Below are 23,700 nucleotides of genomic sequence, written 5' to 3'. Positions count from 1 at the left end.
TGGTGTGGGGGCGCTCTGCCACAGGTGTGGCGCGATGGCCGGCCGCCGGCGGGCTCAGCGGCAGGGAGCCGGGCGGGCGCGCGCGCGGAGGCCCTCCCACGCGATCGCCCCCGTCTGCTCCTCGACGCTGAGCGAGGTGATCCGCGGGTCCGGCGAGGTGTCCACGCGCACGGCCACCGAGAGCGCCCCGCGCTCGCAGCGCAGGCCGAAGCGCGCCGCCGTGGCGCTCTCGACCATCGCGGAGCCGTCGAGCGCGCACGCGCCCACCCTCGCGCCGACGTCCCGCAGCTCCTGCCGCAGCGACGCGAGGTGATCCTCGGGGAACCAGCCGGGCCGGAGCCTGCGGTCGAGCGGTTCCATCCGCGCGCGGCCGATGACCGAGGCGACCGTCTGCGCCGCGCGGCGCACCGACGGGGAGGGCGGGACGACGCGCGCGACCATCGCGCCGGTCGCCTCGAGCTTGCCGAGCACCTTCGTGCTCAGCGACTCGAGGGCGGCGCCGGCCACGTTGGCGAGCGCGACGACGCCGACGCCGCGCTGCGGGAGGAGCATCACCGAGGCGGAGAAGCCGTCGATGAGGCCGTTGTGGAAGACCACGTGGCCGAGGTCGCAGTCCTCGCGCACGTGCCAGCCGAGCCCGGGGCCGTCGGCGCCGCCGGCCGCCGGGAAGGCCGAGCCGTTGCGCGCCATCATGTGCGACTCGCGCAGCGTGCTCCGCCGCAGGGGGCCGGTCTCGGGCGCGTCGCGGGCGGGCCAGGCGGCGAGCTCTAGCCCGATGAACCGGCCCATGTCGGACAGGCTCGCGTAGAGCCCCGCGGTCGACTCGGAGGCCCCGAGCCGCCACGGCTGGATGGGCGTCACCTCGTCGCCCGCGCGCACGTGCGGCGACGCGAGCGCGTCGGGCGGCACCTCCGCGGCGTCCCACGCGGCGTCGCGCATGCCGAGCGGCGCGAGCAGCGCGTCGTTCATGTAACGCCGGTACGGGACGCCGGCGGCGCGCCCGACGAGCAGCCCGAGGAGCGAGTAGCCGAGGTTCGAGTAGGACGTCTCGGTGCCCGGCGCGCTCTCGAGCCCGAAGCCGTCGAGGGTGGCCAGGATCTCGCGCTCGGTGACGTCGCGCGCCGTCGACGCGGGGGAGAACACGCCGAGCCGGGGCAGGCCGGAGCTGTGCGTGAGCAGGTCGCGCACCGTCATCGGCCGCGAGTCGCGCGTCGGATAGACGACGCCGGCGAGCGCGGGCAGGTAGCGGGCCGCCGGGGCGTCGATCGACAGCCGCCCCTCGTCGCGGAGCCGCAGGACCGCCGCGGCGGTCAGCGCCTTCGTGATCGAGCCGATGCGGAAGCGCGTGTGCTCGTCGACCGCCCCGCCCCGCGCGACGTCGCGCACGCCGACCACCTTCTGGATCGCGAGCTCGCCGTCGATGACGACGCCGAGCGCCAGGGCGGGCAGGCGCTCCCGCTCCGCGGTGCGCTGCGCCAGCGCCTGCACCTCGGGCGCGGCCGCGCGGAGCTTCCGCCCGCGCTCCGGATCGAGGAAGCGCGGCGCCGGCGCGGGCTCGCTGGCGAAGCGCTGGAGGAGCGGCGCCGGGGCCGCCGGCCGGGCGGCGCGCGGCGCGGGCGCGGTCTTCGCGCACCCGCCGAGGAGCGGGAGCGACGCGGAGAAGACGGCTGTCGCGAGGCGTGCGGCGAAGATGCTGCCCATCGTCTTCAAGGCGGAACCGTGATTTTCGCTCCTCCATCACGGTCCGACAATCGAAAGCAGCAATCGCGCGATTTCCGTTCTCTACTTTTCCATTGAAGCCAAACGTAAAAAGCGACCTCGGCGCAGCTCGGGCGTATGTCTCCCACGATGTGGCCTGCGCGCGGGCGTCATCGTGCCCGTGAGGGCGCGCTTATGCCCCGGCGAATCGATCCCGGAACGCCCGGTAGTTCGGCTGATCGGCGCCCCGGTCGTACACGGCGAACACCACGCGCGAGAACGCGCCGCGGAAGCGCGGGTGCTCGAGGCAACGGGCGAAGACGTCGGCGACCTCGCCCGGGTCGTTGCGGAAGACGCCGCACCCCCAGGCGCCGAGGACCAGGCACCGGTGCCCGTGCGCGCCCGCCGCCGCGAGCACCATGGCCGCGCGGCGCTCCAGGGCCGCGCGGATGTCCTGATCCACCCCCTCGTCGCGCTGGAGCGCCTCGCCGGCGTTCGGCGCCGGAACGGTGATGATCGACAGCGCGAAGGGCCGCTCCAGGAGGTTGTGCTGCTCGTCGCGGAAGAACGGTATGTCCGGCGAGTAGATGAGGTGATCGGTGTACAGGAAGCTCCCCGAGGCGCGGTTCTGGTCGTAGTACTCGCGCTGCTCGACCAGGCACGCGTACAGCGCGGAGCACCTGGCGAGGTCCTCTTCCTGGGCCTTGGCCCCGCGCAGGAACCCGCCCCCGGGGTTCTTGCCGGAGGCGAAGTTGAGGGCCGCGACGCGGGCCTCGCCCTCCTGCTCGACGAGCCGGCGGCCCGCCGCCCCCGTGGTCTCGCCCGTGACCTCGATGGCCGCCGGCCGCTCGAGGCGCTCCTTCGGCTCCCAGGTGTCGAGGGATCCGGGCCGGTAAAGCGCGGTGCCCTTCACCGCGGCGAGCACGCGGTCGCGGATGCGGACCGTCGCGCCCGAGGGCGCGGTGTACTCGCCCCGGCCCACGATCTGCACGGTCTCTGCGGCGATGCTCGTGAGTTTCATGCGTCCAAAGATTGGCGAGCCGCGGCCGATCGTCCAGCGAAACACGCGCCGCCGCGGGCGCGCGGGGCGCTGCTCCTCCGCGGCTCCGGCGGGCCGGCGGCGTCGTCTGCCCGCGATCTCCCGCGGGTCCGCGCCGCGGCGAGGCGCCCCGCGCTCCGGACGGAGCGCGCCGGCCGCGCGCGCCGCCGGCGGCAGGCTCACTTGGCGCGCTTCATCACGCGGCCTGGATTCGTGTTGTTCGTCCAGTAGACGCTGGCCTCGTCGACGGCGATCTCCCAGGGCATCACCTGCCCCTCGGCGAACGTCTCGGCGATGCCCCCGTCGAGCGGGGTGCGCCGCACCGCCCCCTCGTCCGGGGCCGTCCAGTAGACGTGCGTCGCGTCGACGGCGACGCTGCGCGCGTGCACCCCCGCCGAGGCGAGCGTGACGTCCCGCCCGCCGCCGCCGCGCGCGGTCTTGTGGACGTCGCCGCCCTCGTTCACCCAGTAGACGTGCGTCGCGTCGACCGCGATGCCCTGCGGGCTCCGCTGGCCCGTGGCGAGCGGCTCCGCTTCGCCCCCGGCGATCGGGATCCGCAGCACCACGCCCTGCGAGACCGGATCCACGTCGAGCGTCCAGTAGACGTGCGTCGCGTCGACCGCGACGTCGAACGGCGCGTCCTGCTCGGTGGCGAGCAGCACGGCGCCGCCGCCGCCCGGCTCGCCGATGCCCTCGAGCGGCATCCGGTTGATGGTGTGCCGCTCGGCGTCGGCCCAGTAGAGGTTCGCCGCGTCCAGCGCGAGCGCGACCGGCTTCGACTGCTGCGCGATCTCGACCGGATCGGGCCGGTCGATCGGCGAGCGGCTCAGGGTCCCGATCACGTAGCTCGACCAGTAGACGTACCCCCCGCCCACGGCGAGGCCCCACGGGCTGTCCTCGCCGGTGGCCAGCGCCGCCGGCTCGCCCCCGCGCTTGGGCACGGCCATCACCGAGCCCTCGACGCCCTGGTTCGTCCAGTACACGCGCTCCGCGTCGAGCGCGATGCCGGCCGGGTGCTGGAGCCCCTCGGCGAGCGCGAGCGGCTGGCACGCCGCCGCCTCGCACGCGCCGCCCTGGCAATCGTGGCCGCAGGCGCCGCAGTGCCGCGGATCGGTCGCCGTGTCGACGCACGCCCCCGCGCAGTACGCCTCGCCGGGCGGGCACGCGCACGCGCCGTCCTCGCAGGAGCCGCGCCCGCCGCAGGGCGTGCCGGCGTCGGCCGGCGCGAAGCCGCACATGCCGTCGACGCACGCGGGGACCCGACAGACGTCGCCCAGCGGGCACTCGTCCGCCGAGGTGCATGTCGCGGGCGGCCCGCCGCCGGCGCCGCCGTCGCCCGCGCTGCCGCCGTCGCCCGCGCCGCCGCCGCCGCCCGAGCCGCCTGCGCCCCCGTCGCCGCCTGCGCTCGCGCCGGCGCCTGCGCCGCCGGCGCCGACGACCTCGTAATAGTCCTTGTCCCCTCCGAGGAGGGCCGTGCATGCCGACGAGAGCGCGAGGCCCGCGGCGAGCATCCAGCGCACGCGCACGCTTTCCATCGGGATCACCATGCCCCTCGCACGTCGATCGCGGCGCCGCTCGCCCCGACCGGCGCAACGCCCGCGGCGACCCACGCCCCGCCGGACGCGCTCGCGCCCGTGGCCTTGGGCTCGGTCAAGAGCAGCACCGCCGCCGCGCCGGCCCCCGCGATGCCCACGCCGAAGGCGATCGTGCTGGCGAGCCCGAGCGCCTTCATGGCGTCGGCGGCCGTCTTGCCCTCGTGATTGCACGCCGCGCCGACGCAGTTCCTGTCGACGACGCCCTTCCTCTCCATCGCGAGCGCGCCGGTGACGCCGCCCGCCACGAGCCCCGCGAGCCCCAGCCCACCCGCGAGGTAGACCGCGGCGCGGCGCCCGCCGGCGCCCGCGCGGTGCGTCGTCGCGTCGGGCGGCGCGCCGGCCCCGCTTCCGCCCGCCGCGCCGGCCCCGCTTCCGCCCGCCGCGCCGGCCCCGCTTCCGCCCGCCGCGCCGGCCCCGCTCGCGCTCTCGGGCCGCTGCTGCTGCGGCGGCGGCGACGGCGGCGGGCCCGTCACCTCGAGCGCCACGGTCCGTTTCTCGCCCTTCTCGACGAGCACGGAGCGCTCGAACGCAGGACCTCCCGGCACGTGCGCCCGGACGACGTGCTTTCCTGGATCGACCGGCAGCAGGGCTCCGATCGCGGCGGGGGCGAGGGGCTGGCCGTCCAGCTCGACCGCCGTGCCCGGCGGCGCGTCCGGCGGCAGCTCCAGCCGGAGCCCGGGCACGTCGCGCGCGAGCGCTTCCCGCTGCTTGCGCGCGCTCTGCGCGCGGTCGCCCTGGTTGCGCTGCTGTTTCGGCGCGAGGGTGGGGTAGAGCGCGAGGTACTCGTCGAACCGGGCGATCGCCGTCGCGACCCGCCCCCGCAGCGCCTCGCACTCCGCGAGCGTGAACAGGGTGCCGGGCCGCGGGTCGAGCTTCTGGCTCTGCTCGATGGCGGGGCAGCCCTCCTCGAAGCGCCCCGCTTCCATGAGCGCGACGCCCTGATCGAACGAGGCCTGGGCGGGATCCGGGGCGTCCGCCGAGGCGGCGCCCGCGGCGGCGAGCGCGCTCGAGAGGCATGCGGCGGAGAGGGCGAGTCGCGCGGTGTTCATCGGGCGGGCGGTCCTGACGTCGTCGGGGGCGTTCGGGATCGTCGCGCGCGGCGAGCCCATCTCAGTCGCGCGTCCATCGCTTCTTCTTCGCGGTCGAGCCGCTCGCGGGCGCCACGGTCGAGCCGCTCGCGGGCGCCTGTGCCCCCTGCGCGGCGGCGCTCGGCGAGGGCGCGGCGGAGGCGCCTGCCGCGGGCGCGGCGGGGTCAGCGCCCGCCGTGGGCGCAGCGGCGCTCGGCGAGGGCGCGGCGGAGGCGCTCGGCGAGGGCGCGGCCGAGGCGGCGCCGAGCGGCGTGATGCCCGGGGTGGCGGCGGCCGGCGCCGGCGGCTCCGCGGCCGGCGCGACGCTCGCGCCCGCCGGGTCGCTCCCCGTCGCCGCGGGCGGACGCTCGACCTGCGTCGCGTAGACCGCCGCGCCGAGGAGCCCGCCGACGGCGAGCGCGATCGCGATGCCGGCGACCCGCCCTGCCCGCGACGGCGCGCCGGCGGCGCGCTCGGCGCGCTCGGCGCGCGAGGCCCCCGGGGGCAGCGGCGTCTCGTCGGGCTCGCCCTGCGGATCCGGCGGCGCCTGGATCGGCGTGCCCGCGGGCACGGACGCGACCGTGGCGCTCGCCGCGAGCTCGGCCATCCACGCCGGCGACCGCGCCGCGCTCGGCGGGGGCGCGACCTCCAGCGCCTCCGCGAGGGCGCGCACCGCCTGCGTCGCGACCTGGAACCGCGCCTCGGGCCGCAGGGCGGTGGCCTTCTCGAACCACGCGTCGAACGAGGGCGGCAGCGCCGCGCCGCCCGCGGCCGCGCGCGCGCTCGCCGGCTCGGGACGCCCGCGCGAGGCCGCGGTGAGGAGCGCGAGGAGGTTGCCGGCCTTCTCCTCCTCGACCCAGTACGAGGCGCCGACGAGGAGCGTGTACGCCACCATGCCGAGCGCGTACATATCCGTGGCGCTGCTCAGCGGGGAGCCATCGAACTGCTCCGGCGCCATGTAGATCGGCGTGCCCACCCCGTGCGTCGCGCGCCCGGCGCTCGCGTTCTCGGCGACGAGCTTGGCGATGCCGAAATCGAGGATCTTGACGTGGGGCTGCCCGTCCTCGCGCTGGGTCAGGAAGATGTTCTCGGGCTTGAGATCGCGGTGGACGATCGCGGCCCGGTGCGTCCTGTCGAGCGCCAGCGCCACCTGGTGGAGGTACGTCACGACCTCGAGCGGCGGCAGCCGGCCGAGGCGCTCGACGCGCTGGCCGAGGTCCTCGCCGCGGAGCAGCTCCATCACGAGGAACGGCATGCGCGTCTGCTCGTCGATGCCCGCGTCGAAGACCTCGACGATGAACTCGCTCTCGATCTCCGCGCTGATCTTGGCCTCGCGCTGGAAGCGCTCGCGCAGGCTCGGGCTCTCGAAGAGCGTCGGGTGCATGATCTTGAGGGCGCGCCGCCGGTTCGTCTCGAGGTGCACGGCCTCGTACACGGCGCCCATCCCCCCGACGCCGATGACGCGCCCGAGGCGGTAGCGTCCGGCGAAGACGGAGCCCTCCGCGAGCGCGAACGACATCAGCGCGCGCCCCCAGCGGCGGCCGCGCGCCGCCGCGCGAGCGCGCGCCGCCACGTCCCTTGCCCCGACATGGACGCCACGATTTTCCGTTCGCGCCGTGCCGTCAAGCCTCGATTGCGCGCCATTCCACCGGATCGGCCGGGCGGAGCGCCGCACCCGACGCGCATCGCGCGCGGCGCACGATTGCGACGCTCGGCGCTGCGCGTGCGAGCCAATCCGCAGGAGGGTGGGAACGCGCGCTGAGGGAGTCCCTCCTGCTTGGAACGCGCTGCCTCCTCGCCAGCCGGCGCTGCGCAGGCCGCGGCGGCGCCCCGGCGTTCGCCGGGAGCGCCGGCAGGGCGACGAGCCCGCGAGCCATGGCGCGCGGGCGGCGCGCGTGAGATCATGGCGCGCGATGGGCGAGGTCGAGCTCAGCGTCCAGCGTTACTCGGCCGAGGTGGTCGCGCACCGGCACGCGCACCACCAGCTGGTCTTGCCGGTCGAGGGCGCGCTCTCGATCTCGATGGCCGGGCGCGAGCTCCGGGCGGCGGGGCGCTCGGGGGTGCTCGTCCCGTGCGACGCGCGCCACGCCTTCGCGGCGTCGGACCGGAACCGCTTCCTCGTCATCGATGTGCCGCCCGCCTCCGCGGAGGCCCTCGGCGCGGCGCCGTGGTTCGAGCGGAGCGCCGGCGGGCCGGTCGCCCTCGACGCCGCCGGCGCGCTCCTGGTCCACGCCGCGGCGGCCGAGCTCGACGGGGCCGGCTCGGTCGCGCTGCGCCGGCAGTGGGCGGGGCTGCTCGTGCTCACGCTGGCCGAGCGCGGCGATCGCGGCGCGGCGCGCGGCCCGGAGAAGCTGCGCCGCGCGCTCCGCTTCATCGAGGAGCACGCGCACGAGCCGCTCACCGTCGCCGACATCGCCGCCCGCGCGGAGCTCAGCCCCGGGCACCTCCACCACCTGTTCCGCTCCGTCCTCGGGACGACGGTGCAGGCGCGCATCGCGGACGTGCGCCTCGCGCGCGCGACCGAGCTCCTGTCGCGCACCGATCTCGGGATCGCCGAGATCGCCCTCCGCTGCGGCTACGCCGATCAGAGCTGCCTGACGCGCAGCCTGCGGCGCCGTCACGGCGTGACCCCGGCCGCCCTGCGCCGCGGGGCCCGGTCCGGGCGGCCGGCCGAGCCGCGGCGCGGCGGCGCGTAGCCGGCGGCCGCATGCGCGGCGCGAGCGCGCGCCGCAGCCCCGGCACAGGACCGCGGAGCCCGGGCCAAGACGGCGGCCTGCCGGCGCGGCATTCTCCGCGCCATGTCGGACACGACCTCTCCCGCGCAGCCGGAGGCGACATCGGCGACGCGCCCCTCGCGGCGCGCCGCCACCCTCGCGGGCGTCGCGGCCATCGCCCTCTGGGGCAGCTTCACGGTGCTCTCGACCTCGGTGCGCGGCCTGCCGTCGCTCCAGGTGCTCGCGTCGACCTTCGCGATCGCGGCGCTCCTCGGCGCCGCGCGGCTCGCCCGGCGCGGCAGCGGCGGCCTCGGCGCGCTCCGCCAGCCGCTCGGGTGGTGGCTCGTCGGCGTGGGCGGCCTGTTCGGCTATCACGCCCTCTATTTCTACGCGCTCTCCGTCGCGCCGCCCGTGCAGGTCAGCGTGATCTCGTACCTGTGGCCGCTGCTCATCGTCCTGCTCTCGGCGGCGCTCCCCGGCGGCCGCCTGCGCCTCCGGCACGTGGCCGGGGCGCTGCTCGGGTTCGCGGGCGTCTGGACGGTCCTGGCCGCCGGGGGCGCCGTCCGCCCGAGCGCCGCGCACGCGCCCGGTTATGCGGCCGCGCTCGGTTGCGCGCTCCTCTGGTCGACGTACTCCGTGCTCCAGCGCCGCTTCGCCGAGGTGCCCGTCGACGCCCTCGTCGGCCCCTGCGCCGCGACGGCCGCCCTGGGCCTCGCCGGGCACCTCGCGTTCGAGCGCACGGTCGCGCCCACGGCCGGCCAGGCGCTCGGCCTGCTCGCGCTCGGGCTCGGCCCCGTGGGCGTCGCGTTCTTCGCCTGGGACCACGCGACGAAGCACGGCGACGTCCCGCAGCTCGGCGTGCTGGCCTACGGCGCGCCCGTCCTCTCGACGCTGCTTCTCTGCCTCGCCGGCCACGCCGAGGCGAGCCCCGCGCTGCTCGCCGCGTGCGCCCTCGTGGCGGCCGGCGGCCTCGTGGCCACCGCTCGCGCGGTGTGAAAGGCGCGGCCGCGTCCCCCATCACAGGCGTCGTCGCATACGCCCTATCCCAGCCTGTCGCCTGGTGATGCGGCGTCGAATCGGCTCAGGTAAGGCGTGCCTCGCGCATCGAATCGGCATACCCATGGGTGGTCGGGATCATACGCGGTAGCGCCTCCAATGGATACAGGCGGGGCCGTTCGTATATTCGGCAGCGCCTCCAGGATCTCCTCGCTCCCCGCGCGCCAGCGAAAGCACCATCTCGTCATCTCGGAAGGTCTCGGGTGATGCGCGTTTCGACGTTCGATGATGCGGCCTCGCGTATGGCGATACCAATCATTGAGCCGTTCGGCGACGTACAGATCCCCCGTGTGCGAAAACCATGCATCGAGCTCGGATTTTGCGTTGATCGCGTTGGCGAAAACTTTGACCGGCGAGAGCCACTCTTGCGATAGCTGTCGCAGGAGGAGCTCGTCGAAGCGCGACAGGTAGAGCCCGTGGCCTGCCCGTCGGGGAAAGAGTCCGGCATGATAACGCCCGAGGTTGGCCAGCTGCGGGTGGAACGTGCTCCCAGATGCACAGAACCTGGAAAAGGCGACGGGCGAGCGGCGGCACCACAATTTCCAGAACGTAGCCGCGAGGGCTGTCTCGAGCTTCGACCATTGGACCACGGGCGGCTTGCGCAGCAGAGCATCCGCGACATTGAGGTAAATGGCCCTGCCCGGGCCGGGCCCTTGCGGAGATGCTCCGGCGGCGTGCGGGCTGAGATCGACGACGAACACCGCGCGCCCGCGCTCGACGACGGCAGCGCAGATCCGACAGAGGCTCATCAGGCCGCCTGGTGTCGGCGGAAGCGCCACGCAGATCGGCGGCCCATCAGGACGCGCGAGCTCTTCATTGAGATCGGTGGACGGCTCTCCACCCAAGTATCTGACGCGCGCAGCGCGATGACGTTCAGGATCGAGTCTTGATGGTCCCAGCAGGAGCTCGTCATCGTCGACCACGACGGGGGATGCAACCTTGGCTAGAGCCGCTCCGGCAACCCTGCCCATGGCAACGTAGACTGCGCCCTGTGTCGACTCATTCGTCATCTGAATCCGCACGATCTGCATTTGCATGCTGGCGGGTATGGTGTGCCCGATTGGCAGGCTTCAAAGCAGCTCCTGCACGATGTGTGGCGCCATTTGTCGCAGCCTGGATATCCCGTGATGCACTTGCCGCCGATCTCTTGGCAATCGACGAACATGTCTGTGCATGTCTTGTCGGGCGTGCACCCTGCCATCTGCTCATCGGCTCCGCTCCCCACGTCGTCACCGTTTCCGAACCGGTCCCCCGTAGCTGCTGACCCCGGTGGGTATGGTTCTCCGGCCCCCGTGCCTTCCGTCCCCCTAAGATAGCACTCGCCCACGTCGTAGTTGCACGCCCACACCGTGAGGCCGAGAGGAATAAGAACAGGGATCGCCTTCAGTTTCAGCCTGCGGCGCATGCCTATCCTCCAGGTCGTTCCAGATGCGCGTGCGGAGGGGCGGTGTCAACTGTGATTCAGGGCACGGATTGCGTCCCGGCGGCTACGGCTCGTCGACCTCGCCCTGGGCGGAAGCCGAGATCGACTGCCCGCACTGGCCGATCGTCGCGTCACCCACCTCACGGCGCCGCCGTCGCGACGGCGGCCGGCGACCTATCCGCCGAGCAAGCTACCGAGGCGGGGCCTTCCAGACGCCGGGCGTCGAGGTTCTTCCGGCCGATTCATCGCCGCCTCGAAGTCAGCGCTTGATCTGGGCATCGGGCCAGAGCCCAAGGATCTCTTGCAGCTGGTGCTCGGGACCGAACTCTTCCCAGAGAATGCCATTGCAATCCCGGGCCTCGGAGAAGGCGCTGGCGTCATCGTCCTCCCACCCCAGATGACGCAATCCCGGAGCCCCGCCATCGGGGAGCTGGCGAATCGAGAAGTTCACCGCGTCGGTGCGCCAGAGCGCGTACTGGCCCGGCACGATCACCTGCGGCTGGGCCGCCAGGCGCCGCGTGTACTCCGTGATGGAATCCGCCAGCGAGCTCACACCCAAAGCAATATGAATCTTTCGCATCCAGGACCCTCCGCACAGCGCCGACGTCGGCGCCGCGAGACACGTCATGATCGAGCTCCGAACAGAGGCCGATACCATGGGCGAGGCAACGACACCAGCCTCGGCGTGCGAGCCCGGCGCGCGTGCCGGCTCGAGCTCGGACACGCCGGCGCACATGGCGCCGGAGCTCGATCCCGCTCCCTCGCTCAGCAGCAGGACTTCGCTCAGCTTCGACTAAGCCCCCTCGGACCCTACTATGGAGTCCACGATAGGAGCGAGCCCGACGAGATATCGGCGGTGGTCGCAGAAGAGATCGAGGCCACGTACCCGGGCTACCCGCTCGAACTGCCGTTCTCCACCCCGCAGAGGTAAGCCATCTTCCTTGTTTTGCCGCCTGCCAGGGGGTGCGAGGCTGTCCACGGGCGCCGATCGGTGGTCGGTGGCGATCTCGAGGAAGATGTCTTACGCCGAAGCGCCTCCGGGCGGCGATCGCCGAGAGTTAGTTTGCGCCGAGCGCCGTCGGGCGGCGATCGAAAGCAAGAAGGCTTACATCCGAGCGCCGTCGGGCGGCGCTCGCCGGCAGTGGGTTGGCGCCGAGGAGCCGCCCGGCGGCGCTCGCCGGCAGTGGATGGACGCCGAGGAGCCGCCCGGCGGCGCTCGACGGAGCACGGCGACGTCCCGCAGCTCGGCGTGCGGTCCTGCGGCGCGCCCGTCCTCTCGACGCTGCTCCTCTGCCCCGCCGGCCACGCCGAGGCAGGCCCCGCGCTGCTCGCCGCCTGCGCCCCCGTGACCGCCGGCGGCCTCGTGGCCACCGCGCCGGCGAGGTCCGCGCGGCGCGCCACGCAATTGATTGCATTGACAACTAATTCTTCTGCGCTACGCTCGGCCCATCATGCGCGACCAGTTCACGGCCGAAGGGGGGATCATCCTCGACAACGCCCTCGGCTACTGGATGGCGCGGGTGTACCTCGCCTCCCGCGCCGCGATGTACCGGCGCTTCCGCGCGCACGGCGTCGAGATCACGCCGGAGCAATGGATGGTGCTCGTCCGCCTGTGGGAGCAGGAGGGCGTCACGCAGACGCACCTGGCCGAGCGCACCTTCCGGGACGTGCCCACGATGAGCCGGATCCTCGCGCTCATGGAGCGCGACAGGCTGGTCGAGCGGAGGCGCGATCCGACGGACCGGCGCGCCCGCCTCGTCTATCTCACCGCGCGCGGGCGGACGCTGCGCAAGGCGCTGTCGAGCGAGGCCAAGGCCCTCGTGGACGAGCTGCGCGCCGGCATCCCGGAGGAGGATCTCGTCACGACCCGGCGCACGCTGCAGCGCATCCTCGCGAACCTCGAGCCCGAGGGCTGAGCGCGGCCCCGCCCCCCGCGCCGGCCTCTTCATCCCCAATTGATTGCATTGACAACCAATTCAGGAGACACCCGCATGACCCAGACCGCTGCTTCCCCTGGCCAAGCCGCTGCTTCCCCTCACTTCCCCGCGCACACGCTCGACACGGCGCCCGCGGCGGCCCGCCCCGCGCTGGAGCGGACCTCGCGGAAGTTCGGCTTCCTCCCGCTGCCCTCCGCCCGCTTCGCGACCTCGCCGCTCCTCGTGCGCGCCTTCGACGAGCTCCTGTCGGTCTTCGAGGGGGCCACGCTCGCGCCGGTGGAGCGCGAGGTCGTGGTGATGGTCGTCGCCGGCGAGAACGGCTGCGACCTCTGCCGCGTGATGCACCGCGGGCTGCTCCTCCGCGCGGGCGCGTCCCCCGAGGTCGCCGCGGCGCTGTTCGAGCGGAGGCCGGCGCCCGACGCGCGCCTCCAGGCGCTCGCGGCGTTCACCCAGGCGACGCTGCGCGAGCGCGGCCAGGTCTCGGACGCCGATCTCGACGCCTTCCTCGGCGCGGGCTTCACCGCCGAGCAGGCCCTCGAGGTGATCGTCGGCATCGGCACCTACACGCTGTCGACGTTCGCGAACCGGATGACCCGCACCCACGCGCTCCGCTGACGCGCCCGGAAGCGCGGGCGCTCGCCGGGATCGCGCTCGGCCCCGGCGCTCTGCCCGCGGGCTCTCCGCGCGCGGATCGCGGGCGGCGCCCGCGATGGATCACGGGCCGCGCTCGCGATGGGTCACGCGCCGCGGAGCGGGCGCAGCTCCTCGCCGAGGAGGCCCGCGGTCGCGCTCGGCGTCGCGAAGACCCCCGGCTCCTCGCCGGCCGGCGCCCACTCGCCCGCGCACATCAGCGCGCCCCCCAGGATCTCGGGCTGCGCCGCCGGGCGCACCTGAACGTCGTCCGCGTGGACGCTCACGTTGACGTGCACGCGCGCGTCCGCTCCCGCGCGGCGGACCACCGCCTCGTGCAGCGCCGCCGCGACCCGGAGCGCCGCGCGCCGCTCGTCGCGCTCCGCGTCCGCCCCGGCGGGCAAGAGGCGCACGCCGAGCACCTCGTTGCCGGTCGTCGAGGCCAGGATGAACCCCGCGCGCTCCAGCTGCGACTCGGCCGTGTCGAGCACCTGCCCGATGTCGGCCGCGAGCGCGTCGTCGAGATCGTCGGAGCCGCCGCGCGTCCTCACCTCCAGGTACACGCCCACGGCCGGCTGCGTCGGATCGGGCCCGCCCCTCGTCCCCGACGCGGGCTCGCCGATCGCCTCCCGGAGCGCCCGCACCAGCTCCTCGACCGAGCCGAACCGCCGCTCCCGCCGCTTCTCCATGCAGCGCAGCACCACCGCGTCGAGCTCGAGAGGAAGCGGCACCCGCAAGCTCGGGGGCATCGGCGGCTCCTCGAGGTGCTTCCGCACCATCTCATCCATGTCATGTGTGTGGAATGGTAATCTTCCGACCAGCATGCGATGGAGAAGCACTCCGAGCGCATAAACATCCACCCGCGCATCGATGGGGCCGCCCAGGATCTGCTCGGGCGCCATGATCGATGGCGTCCCGGGCATTCTTCCGGCGGTGGTCAGCCAGGTCGAGCCCTCCTCGGGTCCCATCAATTTCGCGATGCCGAAGTCGAGCAGCTTCACGGTCCGTGGTTTGCCGGAGCAGATGAAGATGTTGCTGGCCTTCACGTCGCGGTGAATGATGCCGGCGGCGTGCGCGGCCCCGAGCGCCGCGCAGATGGGCTCGAACAGATCGAGCGCCTCCCGCGGCGCGAGCCGGGTTTCGGCCCGGATCAGCGCATCGAGCGTCTGCCCCTCCAGGCGCTCCATCACGTAGAACGGCTGGTAGTTGTTCAGCTCACCTACTTCGTAAATTTCTACGATGTTGGGGTGGGAGATCAGGCGTAAAGCCTCGACCTCGCGGGCGAATCGCTCGACCACGCGGCGCGAGTGGGCTACCGCCTCGCTCAGCACCTTGACCGCGGCGGGCCTCCCTGAACGGGCGTGCCTCGCTGCATAAACGACCCCGCAGCCGCCGCGCGCGATGAATCCTTCGAGGATGTATTCGCCGGCCGGGGTCCCCGCCGGGAGCTCGCCGCGCGCGCTGGCCCGCTCGACCTCGGAAAACGGCCTGGTCTCGTCCTCTTTCGCCATTTTGCCCCACCGTGCGGCGCGTCACGGGCCGCGGCGCGCGCTGCTGTCCCCTTCGAGGATGATCTTCGATGAACCGGTATACTCAGGAGCGTTTCTAAATGGTAACTTAAACTTGGCCGCACCTCGACACTGAAACGCCGGCCGGGACCCGTCGCTGAAAGGGGGAACAAGATGTTCCTTTGCTGGACACGGACTGTTGCGCTGCTCGCAATACCTCTGGTTACTACCGCCTGCATCGGGGCCGAGATCGACGACGAGACGGACGAAGACCTCGAGGAGCCGATCGGCGAGGCGGAGGGCGCCGTCGTGGCTGGGAACGGCGCCCTGTCCAATTACATCAACCGGAACGCGCTCCTCGCCGGTGCGCTCACTCCGAGCCAGCTCGGTTCAAACGCGCTCAAGCCCAGCGCGCTCAGCTCGGCCGCGCTCGCGGCCATCCGGGATCCAGGACCTCCGGGCGCCTTGTCAAGGCAGCTCCTCCAGTACGTCGTGAGCTGTGCGCTCCGGCCGGACCAGTCGTTCTCGTTCACGTGGACCGACAGCGGCGGGGCGAGCCGCCAGGAGACGTACAGCGGCTACCTCGGGATCGCGGACTGGTGGGTGTACGGTCCGCTCACGGATCCCTTCTACCAGCGCTACATCTCCGCGTGCCTCGCCGCGCGCACGAACTATTACGGCGTCCCGGTGATGATCTCCCTGCGCGCGAGCCAGGTATCCATGGGCTCGTCGTGGAACGAGCGCTCGAGCTACTCGGTCAGGGAGGGCGCGTTCTGGGGCAACCTGTTCACCTCGACGCCCTACCTACGGGCCTGCCATTCGCCGGCAGGCGTCGCGCGCGCGCGGGCGCTGAAGCGTGACTGTGCGGCAGGTCACATCGGGGTCGACCCGGCGACCGGGGCGGCGATCACGGAGCCGTGCGGCCCCATCGCGCTCGCGGGGTCGTGCGATACTGTGTGCGAAGCGGTGGTCGCCGACGGCGGCTTCTACTCCCAATGCCTCGACAACCCGGCGATCTCGTCCTCGGCGCGCACGGATGTGGTGATCACGTCCTTCCTGCCGCCGTAAAATGCGGCATGGGCTCCGAGGTCCAGCGGAACCAGGATCCCGAGCGCGCACCTCCGGAACATCGGCGCTGCCCCTCGTGCGGGCGGCGGAACCTGGGCGCGTGCCCCGAGTGCCCGCCCCAGCCGCATCGCGATGAGGCGAGCCCGCCGGACGTCACGGAGGTCGTCCCCGTCTCGCTGCCGCGCTTTCCGGGCTACCGGACGCGCAGGGTCCTGGGGCAGGGCGGCTTCGGCACCGTGTTCGAGGCCGAGCCCGAGGGCGGCGGCGCGCCGGCGGCGATCAAGCTCGCGCGCGCCGATCGCCGCGGGGCGGCCGCGCGGCTCCGGCGCGAGATCGAGGCGCTCCTCGCCGTGGGGCCCCCCCACGTGCCGGCCGTGCACGCGCGCGGCGCGCTGGACGACGGCTCCCCGTACGCCGTGCTCGATCTCGTCGCCGCGCCCACGCTCGCCGCCCGCCTCGCCGCGCGGCCGGCGCCGCGGCTCGACGAGGCCGCCCAGCTCGGCCTCGCGACGCTCGCGGCCCTCGAGGCCGTGCACGCGCGCGGCTACGTGCACTGCGATCTCAAGCCCGAGAACATCTTCGTCGATCGCTCGGGGAAGGCGACCCTCATCGACCTCGGCATCGCCCGCGTCGTGGGGCGGCGCGACGGCGCGCAGGACGAGGATCTCGCCCTGGGGACCGCGGAGTACATGGCGCCGGAGCAGTCCGCCGGGCGCGCGGATCTCGACGCGCGCGCCGACATCTACGCGATGGGCGTCATCCTGTACGAGCTCTTCGCGGGCCGGCCTCCGTTCTGGGGGCCGCGCGCGGTGGTGCTGGAGGATCACCGGAGCCGCAGGCCGCCGCGCCTGTCGGCGCGCGCGGCCGTGCCGCGGGCGATCGAGGAGGTGGTGCACCGGTGCCTGGCCAAGGAGCGGGGCGAGCGGTTCGCGAGCGCGACCGAGCTCCGCGCCGCGCTGGAGCGCGCGCTCGGCGACGAGCTGACGGCGAGCGAGCACGGCGGGCCTCGCTCCCTGGCCGGCGCCGAGCGCCGCGCGGTGGGGCTCCTGTTCTTCGAGGGCGCGGCGGATCGGATGGCCGTGCAGCGCAGGGTCCGGGCGCTCGGCGGCGAGCTCGCGCACGCGTCCGGCGCTCGCTACGCGGCGGTCTTCGGCCACGAGGGCGCGGCGAGCCCGGCGCGCCACGCCAGGCGCGCGGCCGACGAGCTCCTGCGCGCGGGGCTGTGCGAGCGGGTGCTCATCGATCTCGCGCCCGTGTCGGTCCAGTCCCGCCCCGGCGGGGCTCGGCGCTTCCTGAGCCCCCTCTTCTCGCGCGCCGAGCGGTGGCCGGCCGCCTCCGGGCCGCCGGGGCCGTTCCTCACGCCCGCGGCGGCGGCCGCGCTCCCGGAGGCGTCCCTCGCCGCGCCGGAGGACGATCGCGCGGGGGATGGCGAGCCCCAGCCCGGCGACGACGCGCGGGAGACGACGGGCCCCGGCGGGCTCGTCGGCCGCCGCGACGTCCTCGAGCACCTCGTCCACAGCGCCGAGGAGGCGCTCCGGCTGCGGCAGCCCACGGTCGTGTCGGTCATCGGCGAGCCCGGCTACGGCAAGAGCCGACTCTTCGTCGAGCTCGGCAAGCAGCTCCGGGAGCGCCTGCCCCAGGCCAGGCTGATCGATCTGCGCGGGCGGGAGCCGACGAGCGGCGTCGCGGACGCGACGCTCCAGGAGCTCGTGCGCGAGGCGCTCGACATCCCCGAGGCGCCCCCCGAGAGCGGCGTCCGCGCGGCGCTCGCGGAGCGGCTCGGCTCCGCGCTCGGCGAGGAGCTCGGCTCGGGGCTGGCGATGGCGCTCGGATGGGTGGACGAGCGGACGGGCGGCGAGTTCTTCCGGGACGTCGAGGCGCTCAAGGCCGTCCCCGGCGCGCTGCGCTCGGCGTGCGTGCGCGCGGCGGGCGAGTGCCTGCGCCGGTGCGCCGCGGCCGCGCCGGTCGTGATCATCCTCGACGACGCGCAGTTCGCGCACGAGGTGACGCTGGCGGCGCTCGAGTACGCGGCGCTCGGGGACGGGGCCACGCCGCTCTGGGTGTGCGCGATGGGGCGCCCCGCCTTCGCCGAGGCGCAGCCCTCCTGGGGCGAGCGGGCGGCGCGGCGCGAGGTCGTGCGGCTCGACCCCCTCGACCCCGACAGCGCGCGGGCGCTCTGCCGGCGCCTGCTCCTGCCGGCGCGGGACGTGCCGGAGCCGGCGATCGATCGCCTGGTCGAGCGGGCGCAGCGGGTGCCGCTGCTCCTCGTGGAGCTCGTGCACGGGCTCAAGCGCGAGGGGATCCTGCGCCGGCATCCGCGGGGCGACGCGTGGTACCTGGCGACCGACGAGCTCGAGCGCCTCCCGGCGCTGCCGCTCCTCGATCCGCTGGCGCAGGGGGAGATCGAGGCGCTCGGGCCGGCCCTCGGGGCGCACGCGCGGCTCGTCTCGCTGCTCGGCGCCGAGGTGTCGCCCGACGAGATCGCGGGCGTCTTGGGCCACCTCGATCGGCGCGGCGAGGGCGCGGCCTTCCCGCTGGACGCGCGGGTCGGGACCGAGCGGCTGCTCAAGGCGGGCGTGCTGGTCGCCGATCGGAAGGGCCGGCTCGGGTTCCGTCACGCGCTGATGCGGGAGGCGATCGCGCAGGGGATCGCCGAGGCCGAGCGGCGGCGGATCCACCTGGCTGCCTACGAGCACCACCGCGAGGCGGCCCACGAGAGCCGGGAGCAGCGGCGGTTCAAGATCGCCTACCACGCGGCGGAGGCGGGGCTCTCGGCGGTGGCGGAGGACGCCTACCTGGAGCTGGCCGAGCGGGCGCGGGCGCGGCACGCCTACGTCGAGGCGGAGCTCCACTACAGCCGCGCGCTGGCGCAGCCGGTTGAAGATCGCGGCGCGCGGCGGAGGGCGGCGTACCGGGGCCGGGGGCTGATGCGCTACCGGCTCGGCCGCTACCACGACGCGCTCGGCGATCTCGATCGCGCGCGTGCGATGGCGATCGAGGAGGGGGAGGCGATCGAGCAGATCGAGATCCTGCTCGACGAGGCCATCACGCTCGACTGGATGGACGACTTCGGGCAGTCGAAGGAGCGGGTGGAGCAGGCGAAGGCGCTCGCGAGCGGCGAGCTGCCCCCGGCGCTCTCGGCGCGCCTGTCGATGGGGGTGGCGCTGTCGCTCCATCGGGAGAGCCGGGAGGAAGAGGCGGCGCGCGAGTTCGAGCGCGCGGCGGCGCAGGCGGAGGCGCTGGGCGACGAGGGCTACGAGACGCTGGTGGTGTCGCTGCTCGTCCTCGGGTTCATCTACCAGGGGCTGGGCAAGCTGGACGAGGCGGGGGCGGCGCTGGATCGGGCGATCCGGATGTGCGAGTCGCGCGGCGATCTCCTGCACCTCGGGCCGGCCATCAACAACCGGGCGCTCCTGCGCGCGTGCCTCGGCGACAACGAGGGCATGATCCTGGACATGTGCCGGCTCCTCGCCCTCTCGCGCGAGCTGGGCCTCGGGGCGATGGAGCTCATGGGGGAGTTCAACCTCGGCGAGTACCTGTACATGGTGGGCAACCTCGAGATGGCGATGCCGCACGTGGAGCGGGCCGCCCACCTGGAGCGCCAGCAGCGGGGGGAGGAGGCGCGTCCGCTGGTGCAGCTCCTCCAGGCGAGGCTGCTCCTCTATCGAGGCGACGAGGACAAGGCGCGGGAGATCATCGAGACCATCCGGGTACAGCAAGCGAAGGCGAGCGCCGAGGGGCGCGGGGGCCTGGAGATGGCCCCCGCGGAGGAGGTGCTGTGGTCGATGATCGACCTGGCGACGCGCGACGCCACCGACGAGGAGTGGGATGAGCTCGAGGGGCGGTCCGCCCGCTTCTCCGTGGGCCATGAGCAGATCGAGGTGATCGAGGCGCGGGCGCGGGCGCGCGCGCGCCGCGGCCGCCACGCCGAGGGGAAGGCGGCGCTCGCGCGGGCGATCGAGGCGGCCGAGCGGATCCCGAACTCGATGAGAGAGCGGCTCGAGCGGCAGCGAGGGAGCTAGGAGCCCGGCGGGCCGCGAAGTACATAGGGAGCGCCGATGCGCGCTTCGGACGTGGTGGAGGGGCGGTTCGAGATCGAGCGCCTCGCGGCCTCGGGCGGGATGGGGGACGTGTACCGCGCGCGCGACCGGGCGTCCGGGCAGGCGGTGGCGCTCAAGGTCTTGCAGGGCGCGAGCGCGAGCGCGACCGATCTGCGCCGGTTCGCGCGGGAGGCGGAGGCGCTCGTGACGCTCCGGCTGCCCGGCGTGGTGCAGTACGTGGCGCACGGGGTGACGGGCGCAGGGCGGCCGTACCTGGCCATGGAGTGGCTCGACGGCGTGACGCTGGAGGAGCGGCTCGCCGCCGCGCCGCTCACGCTCGCCGAGAGCGTGGCGCTGGCCGCGCGCGTGGCGGCGACGCTCGGCGCCGTGCACCGGCTCGGCGTCGTTCACCGCGACCTCAAGCCGAGCAATCTGATGCTCGTGGGCGGCGCGGTCGAGGGCGTCACGCTGCTCGACTTCGGCATCGCGCGCGACCTCCGGCTCGCGCAGACCCTCACGTCGCCCGGCGCGGTGCTCGGCACGCCCGGGTACATGGCCCCCGAGCAGGCGCGCGGCGAGTCGCCGGTCGACGCCCGCGCCGACGTGTTCGCGCTCGGGTGCGTGCTGTTCCAGTGCCTCGCGGGGCGCCCGCCGTTCCTTGGCAACGGCGCGCTCGCGCTCCTGATGAAGGTGGTCCTGGAAGAGCCGCCGCGGCTCGGGGAGCTGCGCGGCGACATCCCGGAGCCGCTCGAGGGCCTGGTGGCCCGGATGCTGGCGAAGGCGGCGGGGGAGCGGCCGCGCGACGGCGCCGCCGTCGCGGCGGAGCTCGCGGCCGTAGCCGGCGCAGGGCCGTCCGCCGGAGCGGGCGCGATCGCGGCGCCGGCCGCGCCGGGCGAGGCGATCACGACGGCCGAGCGCAAGGTGATGTGCGTCATCCTGGCCGAAGACGGCGGCGCCGAGGCGGGCGCCACGCTCTCGACGCTCACCGACGCCGGCGGCGCCGCGCGGGCCGAGGCGCTGCGGGACATCGCGGCGCGGCACGGCGGGCGCCTCGATCGCCTGCAATCGCGCTGGCTGCTGGTCGCGCTCTCCGGCGCCGAGCCCCCGACGGATCTCGCCGCGCGGGCGGCTCATTGCGCGCGCGCTTTGCGGGCGGTGCTCGGCGCCGTGCCCATGTCCGTCGCGACGGGGTTGACCGAGGTCGAGGGCAAGCTGCCGGTCGGCGAGCTGGTCGATCGGGTCGCGCAGCTCATCGCCGGGCGCGAAGGGCCGTCGGCGCTGGAGATCCGGCTCGACGACGCGACGGCCAGCCTGCTCGCGAGCCGCTTCGAGACATCGCGAGGGCCCGGCGGGAGCTGGCTTCGCGGCCCGAAGGAGGAGCCGGACACCATCCCGCGGCTGCTCGGCAAGCCGACGCCCTGCGTGGGGCGCGAGCGCGAGCTCTCGCAGCTCGCGACCGAGTGGCGCCACTGCGTCGACGAGCCCTCCGCGAACGCGGTGGTCGTCGTGGGCGCTCCTGGCCTCGGCAAGTCGCGCCTCGCGTGGGAGTTCCTCCGCGCCCTCGAGGAGCGGGGCGAGGCCGCCGAGGTGTGGATCGGCAGGGCCGACCCGGTGGCCGCCGGGTCCGCGTTCGGCCTGCTCGCGCGGGCGCTCCGCCGCGCCATGGGCATCCGCGACGGCGAGCCGCTGGAGGTGCGGCGGCGCAAGGTGCTCGCCCGCGTCGAGCGGCTCGACCGGCTCGGGGACGAGGGCGCGCGCGTGGCGACGTTCCTCGGCGAGCTCGTGGGGGCGGCGTTCCCCGGCGACGGCGATGCGCAGCTCCGCGCTGCGCGGCAGAGCCCGATGCTGATGAGCGACCGCCTGCGCGAGGCGTTCGAGGACTTCGTGCGGGCCGAGTGCCAGCGGAAGCCGGTGCTGCTGGTGCTGGAGGACCTGCACTGGGGCGACCTGCCCACGGTGACCCTGGTCGACGCCGCGCTCCGGCACGCCAGGGACCTGCCGTTCTTCGTGCTGGCGCTCGCGCGCCCGGAGGTCGACGGGCTCTTCCCGTCGCTGTGGAGTGAGCGCAACGGCCTCCGGCTGCGCCTCGCGCCGCTGCCGCGGCGCGCGAGCGAGCGGCTGGTGCGCGAGGTGCTCGGCGACGGCGTGGGCGCCGAGCAGGTGGAGGAGCTGCTCGCGCGCGCCGAGGGCAACGCGTTCGTGCTGGAGGAGCAGATCCGGGCGGTGGCCGAGGGCCGGAGCGCGGGCATCCCCGAGACGGCGCTGGCGATGGTGCAGGCGCGGCTGGAGGCGCTGGACGTCGAGGAGCGGCGCGTGCTGCGGGCGGCGAGCGTCTTCGGCGAGACATTCTGGGAGGGCGGGGCCAGGGCCCTCGTGGGCGGCGCGCCGGTGGCGCCGCGGCTCGGCGAGCTCGCGCGGCGGGAGCTCGTGGTGCGGCGCCACGAAGGGCGCGTCGCCGGCGAGGTGGAGTACGGGTTCCGCCACGCCCTCGTGCGGGAGGCGGCCTACGGCATGCTCACCGAGCGCGATCGCCGGGTCGGGCACGCGCTCGCGGGCGACTGGCTGGAGCGCGCCGGGGTCGCGGACGCCATGGCGCTGGCGGAGCACTTCGAGATCGGCGGCGCGCCGGCGCGGGCGGCGGACGCGTACCTGCGCGCGGCCGAGGAGTCGCTCCGCGGCAGCGATCTGGCCACGGCGATCGCGCGGGCCGACCGCGGCATCGGCTGCGGCGCGGCCGGGGACACCGCGGGCCGGCTCCGCGGCGTCCAGGCCGAAGCTCATGGATGGCGCGGCGAGCCCGCCCTCGCCGTCGAGCGAGGAACGGAGGCGGTCGAGCAGCTCGATCGCGGATCGAGCGCGTGGTTCTCGGCCATCGGCCAGGTGGCCATCGCCGCGTCCAAGCTGGGATGCCTCGACGACGTCGAGCGCTGGATGACGACGGCGGTGGACGCGCCGGCGGCGGACGGCGCGCAGGGCGTCAAGCTCACCTGCGTGGTCGAGGGCGCGACCGTGCTGATCCTGGGGGGGCGCTATGCCGAAGGGCTCGCCCTCGTCGAGACCGTCGAGCGCGCCCTCTCGCAATCAGACGCGCAGGACGAGGCGCAGGACGTGAAGCTGCGCACGCACCTCGAGGAGGCGCGCTGTTACCACGCGATGTGCATCGGCGATCTGAGCGCCGGCGCGAGCGGCCTGGAGGCCGCGGTGCTCGCCTTCGAGCAGGCGGGCGATCGCCGCAACGCCTGCAGCAACCGCGCGAACCTCGGGTATGCCTACGCGGAGCTCGGCGATTTCGAGCGGGCGGAGCTGACGCTGCGCGCCGCCCGTGAGGAAACCGACCGGCTACAGCTGCAGGATCTGATGCTCATCGTGGAGGCGAGCCTCGCGAGCGTCCTCGCGTGCCGCGGTCAGCGGGTCGAGGCGCGGGCGCTCGCCGAGGCGTGCGTCGCGCAGAGCCGGCAGGCGAGCGGCGCGCGCGTGGAGATGATCGTCCACACTTGCCTCGCGAGGGTCGCCCTCGCCGCCGGCGACCTCGAGACCGCCGAGCGCGAGGCGCGCGCCGCCGCGGCGCTCTCGCCCGCCGTGCCGACGCTCGGCGTGCAGGCCTCCGCCGTCCTCGCGCGCGTGCTGCTCGCGCGGGGCCGCGTCGACGACGCCGTCGAGACGGCCGCGGAAGCGAGCGACATGCTGGAGTCGTTCGGCGCTATCGAAGAGGGCGAGTCGCTCGTCCGCCTGACGATCGCCGAGGCGCTCGCGGCGCACGGTCGCCGCGACGAGGCCGCCGCCGCGATCGCAGCGGCCAGGGCGGCCCTGCTCGCGCGCGCCGAGAAGCTCCGCGACCCGATCTGGCGCGAGCGCTTCCTCCGGGACGTCCCGGACAACGCCCGCACGCTCGAGCTCGCGCGGCGGTGGCTCGACGGCTGACGCA

At 74.5% G+C, this 23,700-nt stretch carries 15 protein-coding genes; 7 read left to right on the top strand and 8 right to left on the bottom strand.

The features are described 5' to 3' along the window. Positions 1–54: 54 nt before the first annotated feature. From WME83_RS33475 to WME83_RS33455, 5 genes are all read right to left on the bottom strand, one after another. Positions 55–1,701, bottom strand: a complete 1,647-nt coding sequence (locus tag WME83_RS33475) for a serine hydrolase domain-containing protein (RefSeq protein WP_437322079.1) — start codon at positions 1,699–1,701, stop codon at positions 55–57. A 190-nt stretch (positions 1,702–1,891) separates the two neighbouring features. Next, on the bottom strand, positions 1,892–2,719 hold the full coding sequence (locus WME83_RS33470) for a TIGR02452 family protein (RefSeq protein ID WP_437313772.1): 828 nt from the start codon (positions 2,717–2,719) through the stop codon (positions 1,892–1,894). A 197-nt stretch (positions 2,720–2,916) separates the two neighbouring features. Then, complete coding sequence (locus tag WME83_RS33465) at positions 2,917–4,272, bottom strand: hypothetical protein (protein WP_437313771.1); 1,356 nt, start codon at positions 4,270–4,272, stop codon at positions 2,917–2,919. A gap of 5 nt (positions 4,273–4,277) precedes the next feature. Continuing rightward, positions 4,278–5,381, bottom strand: coding sequence for a hypothetical protein (locus WME83_RS33460; protein WP_437313770.1), 1,104 nt, complete (start codon positions 5,379–5,381; stop codon positions 4,278–4,280). Between the two features lie 61 nt (positions 5,382–5,442). Next, positions 5,443–6,918 carry a protein kinase domain-containing protein gene (locus WME83_RS33455; protein ID WP_437313769.1) on the bottom strand — a complete coding sequence of 492 codons (1,476 nt, stop codon included), beginning with the start codon at positions 6,916–6,918 and terminating at the stop codon, positions 5,443–5,445. Positions 6,919–7,312: 394 nt separating this feature from the next. Here WME83_RS33455 and WME83_RS33450 point away from each other — a divergent pair, with 394 nt between their 5' ends. Then, the gene (locus WME83_RS33450; RefSeq protein WP_437313768.1) at positions 7,313–8,095 is read left to right on the top strand and encodes a helix-turn-helix domain-containing protein; all 783 of its coding nucleotides are present in this window, start codon (positions 7,313–7,315) and stop codon (positions 8,093–8,095) included. 102 nt (positions 8,096–8,197) lie between these two features. Continuing rightward, entirely contained in the window at positions 8,198–9,109 is a 912-nt protein-coding gene (gene yddG, locus WME83_RS33445) for an aromatic amino acid exporter YddG (RefSeq protein WP_437313767.1), read from the top strand. A 44-nt stretch (positions 9,110–9,153) separates the two neighbouring features. On the opposite strand, the gene WME83_RS33440 is transcribed toward yddG, so the two are convergent. Both WME83_RS33440 and WME83_RS33435 read right to left on the bottom strand, forming a co-directional pair. Then, positions 9,154–10,206, bottom strand: a complete 1,053-nt coding sequence (locus WME83_RS33440; protein WP_437313766.1) for a hypothetical protein — start codon at positions 10,204–10,206, stop codon at positions 9,154–9,156. Between the two features lie 645 nt (positions 10,207–10,851). After that, on the bottom strand, positions 10,852–11,172 hold the full coding sequence (locus WME83_RS33435) for a hypothetical protein (RefSeq protein WP_437313765.1): 321 nt from the start codon (positions 11,170–11,172) through the stop codon (positions 10,852–10,854). Between the two features lie 871 nt (positions 11,173–12,043). On the opposite strand from WME83_RS33435, the gene WME83_RS33430 reads away from it, so the two are divergent. Both WME83_RS33430 and WME83_RS33425 read left to right on the top strand, forming a co-directional pair. Beyond that, positions 12,044–12,508: a MarR family winged helix-turn-helix transcriptional regulator gene (locus WME83_RS33430; RefSeq protein ID WP_437313764.1), complete on the top strand. Its 465-nt coding sequence runs from the start codon at positions 12,044–12,046 to the stop codon at positions 12,506–12,508. A 75-nt stretch (positions 12,509–12,583) separates the two neighbouring features. Continuing rightward, positions 12,584–13,144 (top strand): carboxymuconolactone decarboxylase family protein, encoded by a 561-nt coding sequence (locus WME83_RS33425; RefSeq protein WP_437313763.1) that lies wholly within the window; start codon positions 12,584–12,586, stop codon positions 13,142–13,144. Positions 13,145–13,266: 122 nt separating this feature from the next. Here the strand turns inward: WME83_RS33425 and WME83_RS33420 are convergent, their stop codons facing one another. Beyond that, positions 13,267–14,670, bottom strand: coding sequence for a serine/threonine-protein kinase (locus tag WME83_RS33420; protein WP_437313762.1), 1,404 nt, complete (start codon positions 14,668–14,670; stop codon positions 13,267–13,269). A gap of 306 nt (positions 14,671–14,976) precedes the next feature. On the opposite strand from WME83_RS33420, the gene WME83_RS33415 reads away from it, so the two are divergent. Genes WME83_RS33415 through WME83_RS33405 form a run of 3 tightly spaced genes read left to right on the top strand, consistent with a single transcriptional unit; the run spans position 14,977 to position 23,696 of the window. After that, positions 14,977–15,735: a hypothetical protein gene (locus WME83_RS33415; protein WP_437313761.1), complete on the top strand. Its 759-nt coding sequence runs from the start codon at positions 14,977–14,979 to the stop codon at positions 15,733–15,735. 8 nt (positions 15,736–15,743) lie between these two features. Then, positions 15,744–19,757: a protein kinase domain-containing protein gene (locus tag WME83_RS33410; RefSeq protein ID WP_437313760.1), complete on the top strand. Its 4,014-nt coding sequence runs from the start codon at positions 15,744–15,746 to the stop codon at positions 19,755–19,757. A 36-nt stretch (positions 19,758–19,793) separates the two neighbouring features. Continuing rightward, positions 19,794–23,696, top strand: coding sequence for a serine/threonine-protein kinase (locus WME83_RS33405; protein WP_437313759.1), 3,903 nt, complete (start codon positions 19,794–19,796; stop codon positions 23,694–23,696). The last annotated feature ends 4 nt before the right edge of the window (positions 23,697–23,700 follow it).

The organism is Sorangium sp. So ce385 (genome assembly GCF_051474135.1).
In the GTDB taxonomy this organism is placed as follows: Bacteria; Myxococcota_A; Polyangia; order Polyangiales; family Polyangiaceae; genus Sorangium; species Sorangium cellulosum_D.
This window is presented reverse-complemented; position numbering and strand designations above follow the sequence as displayed.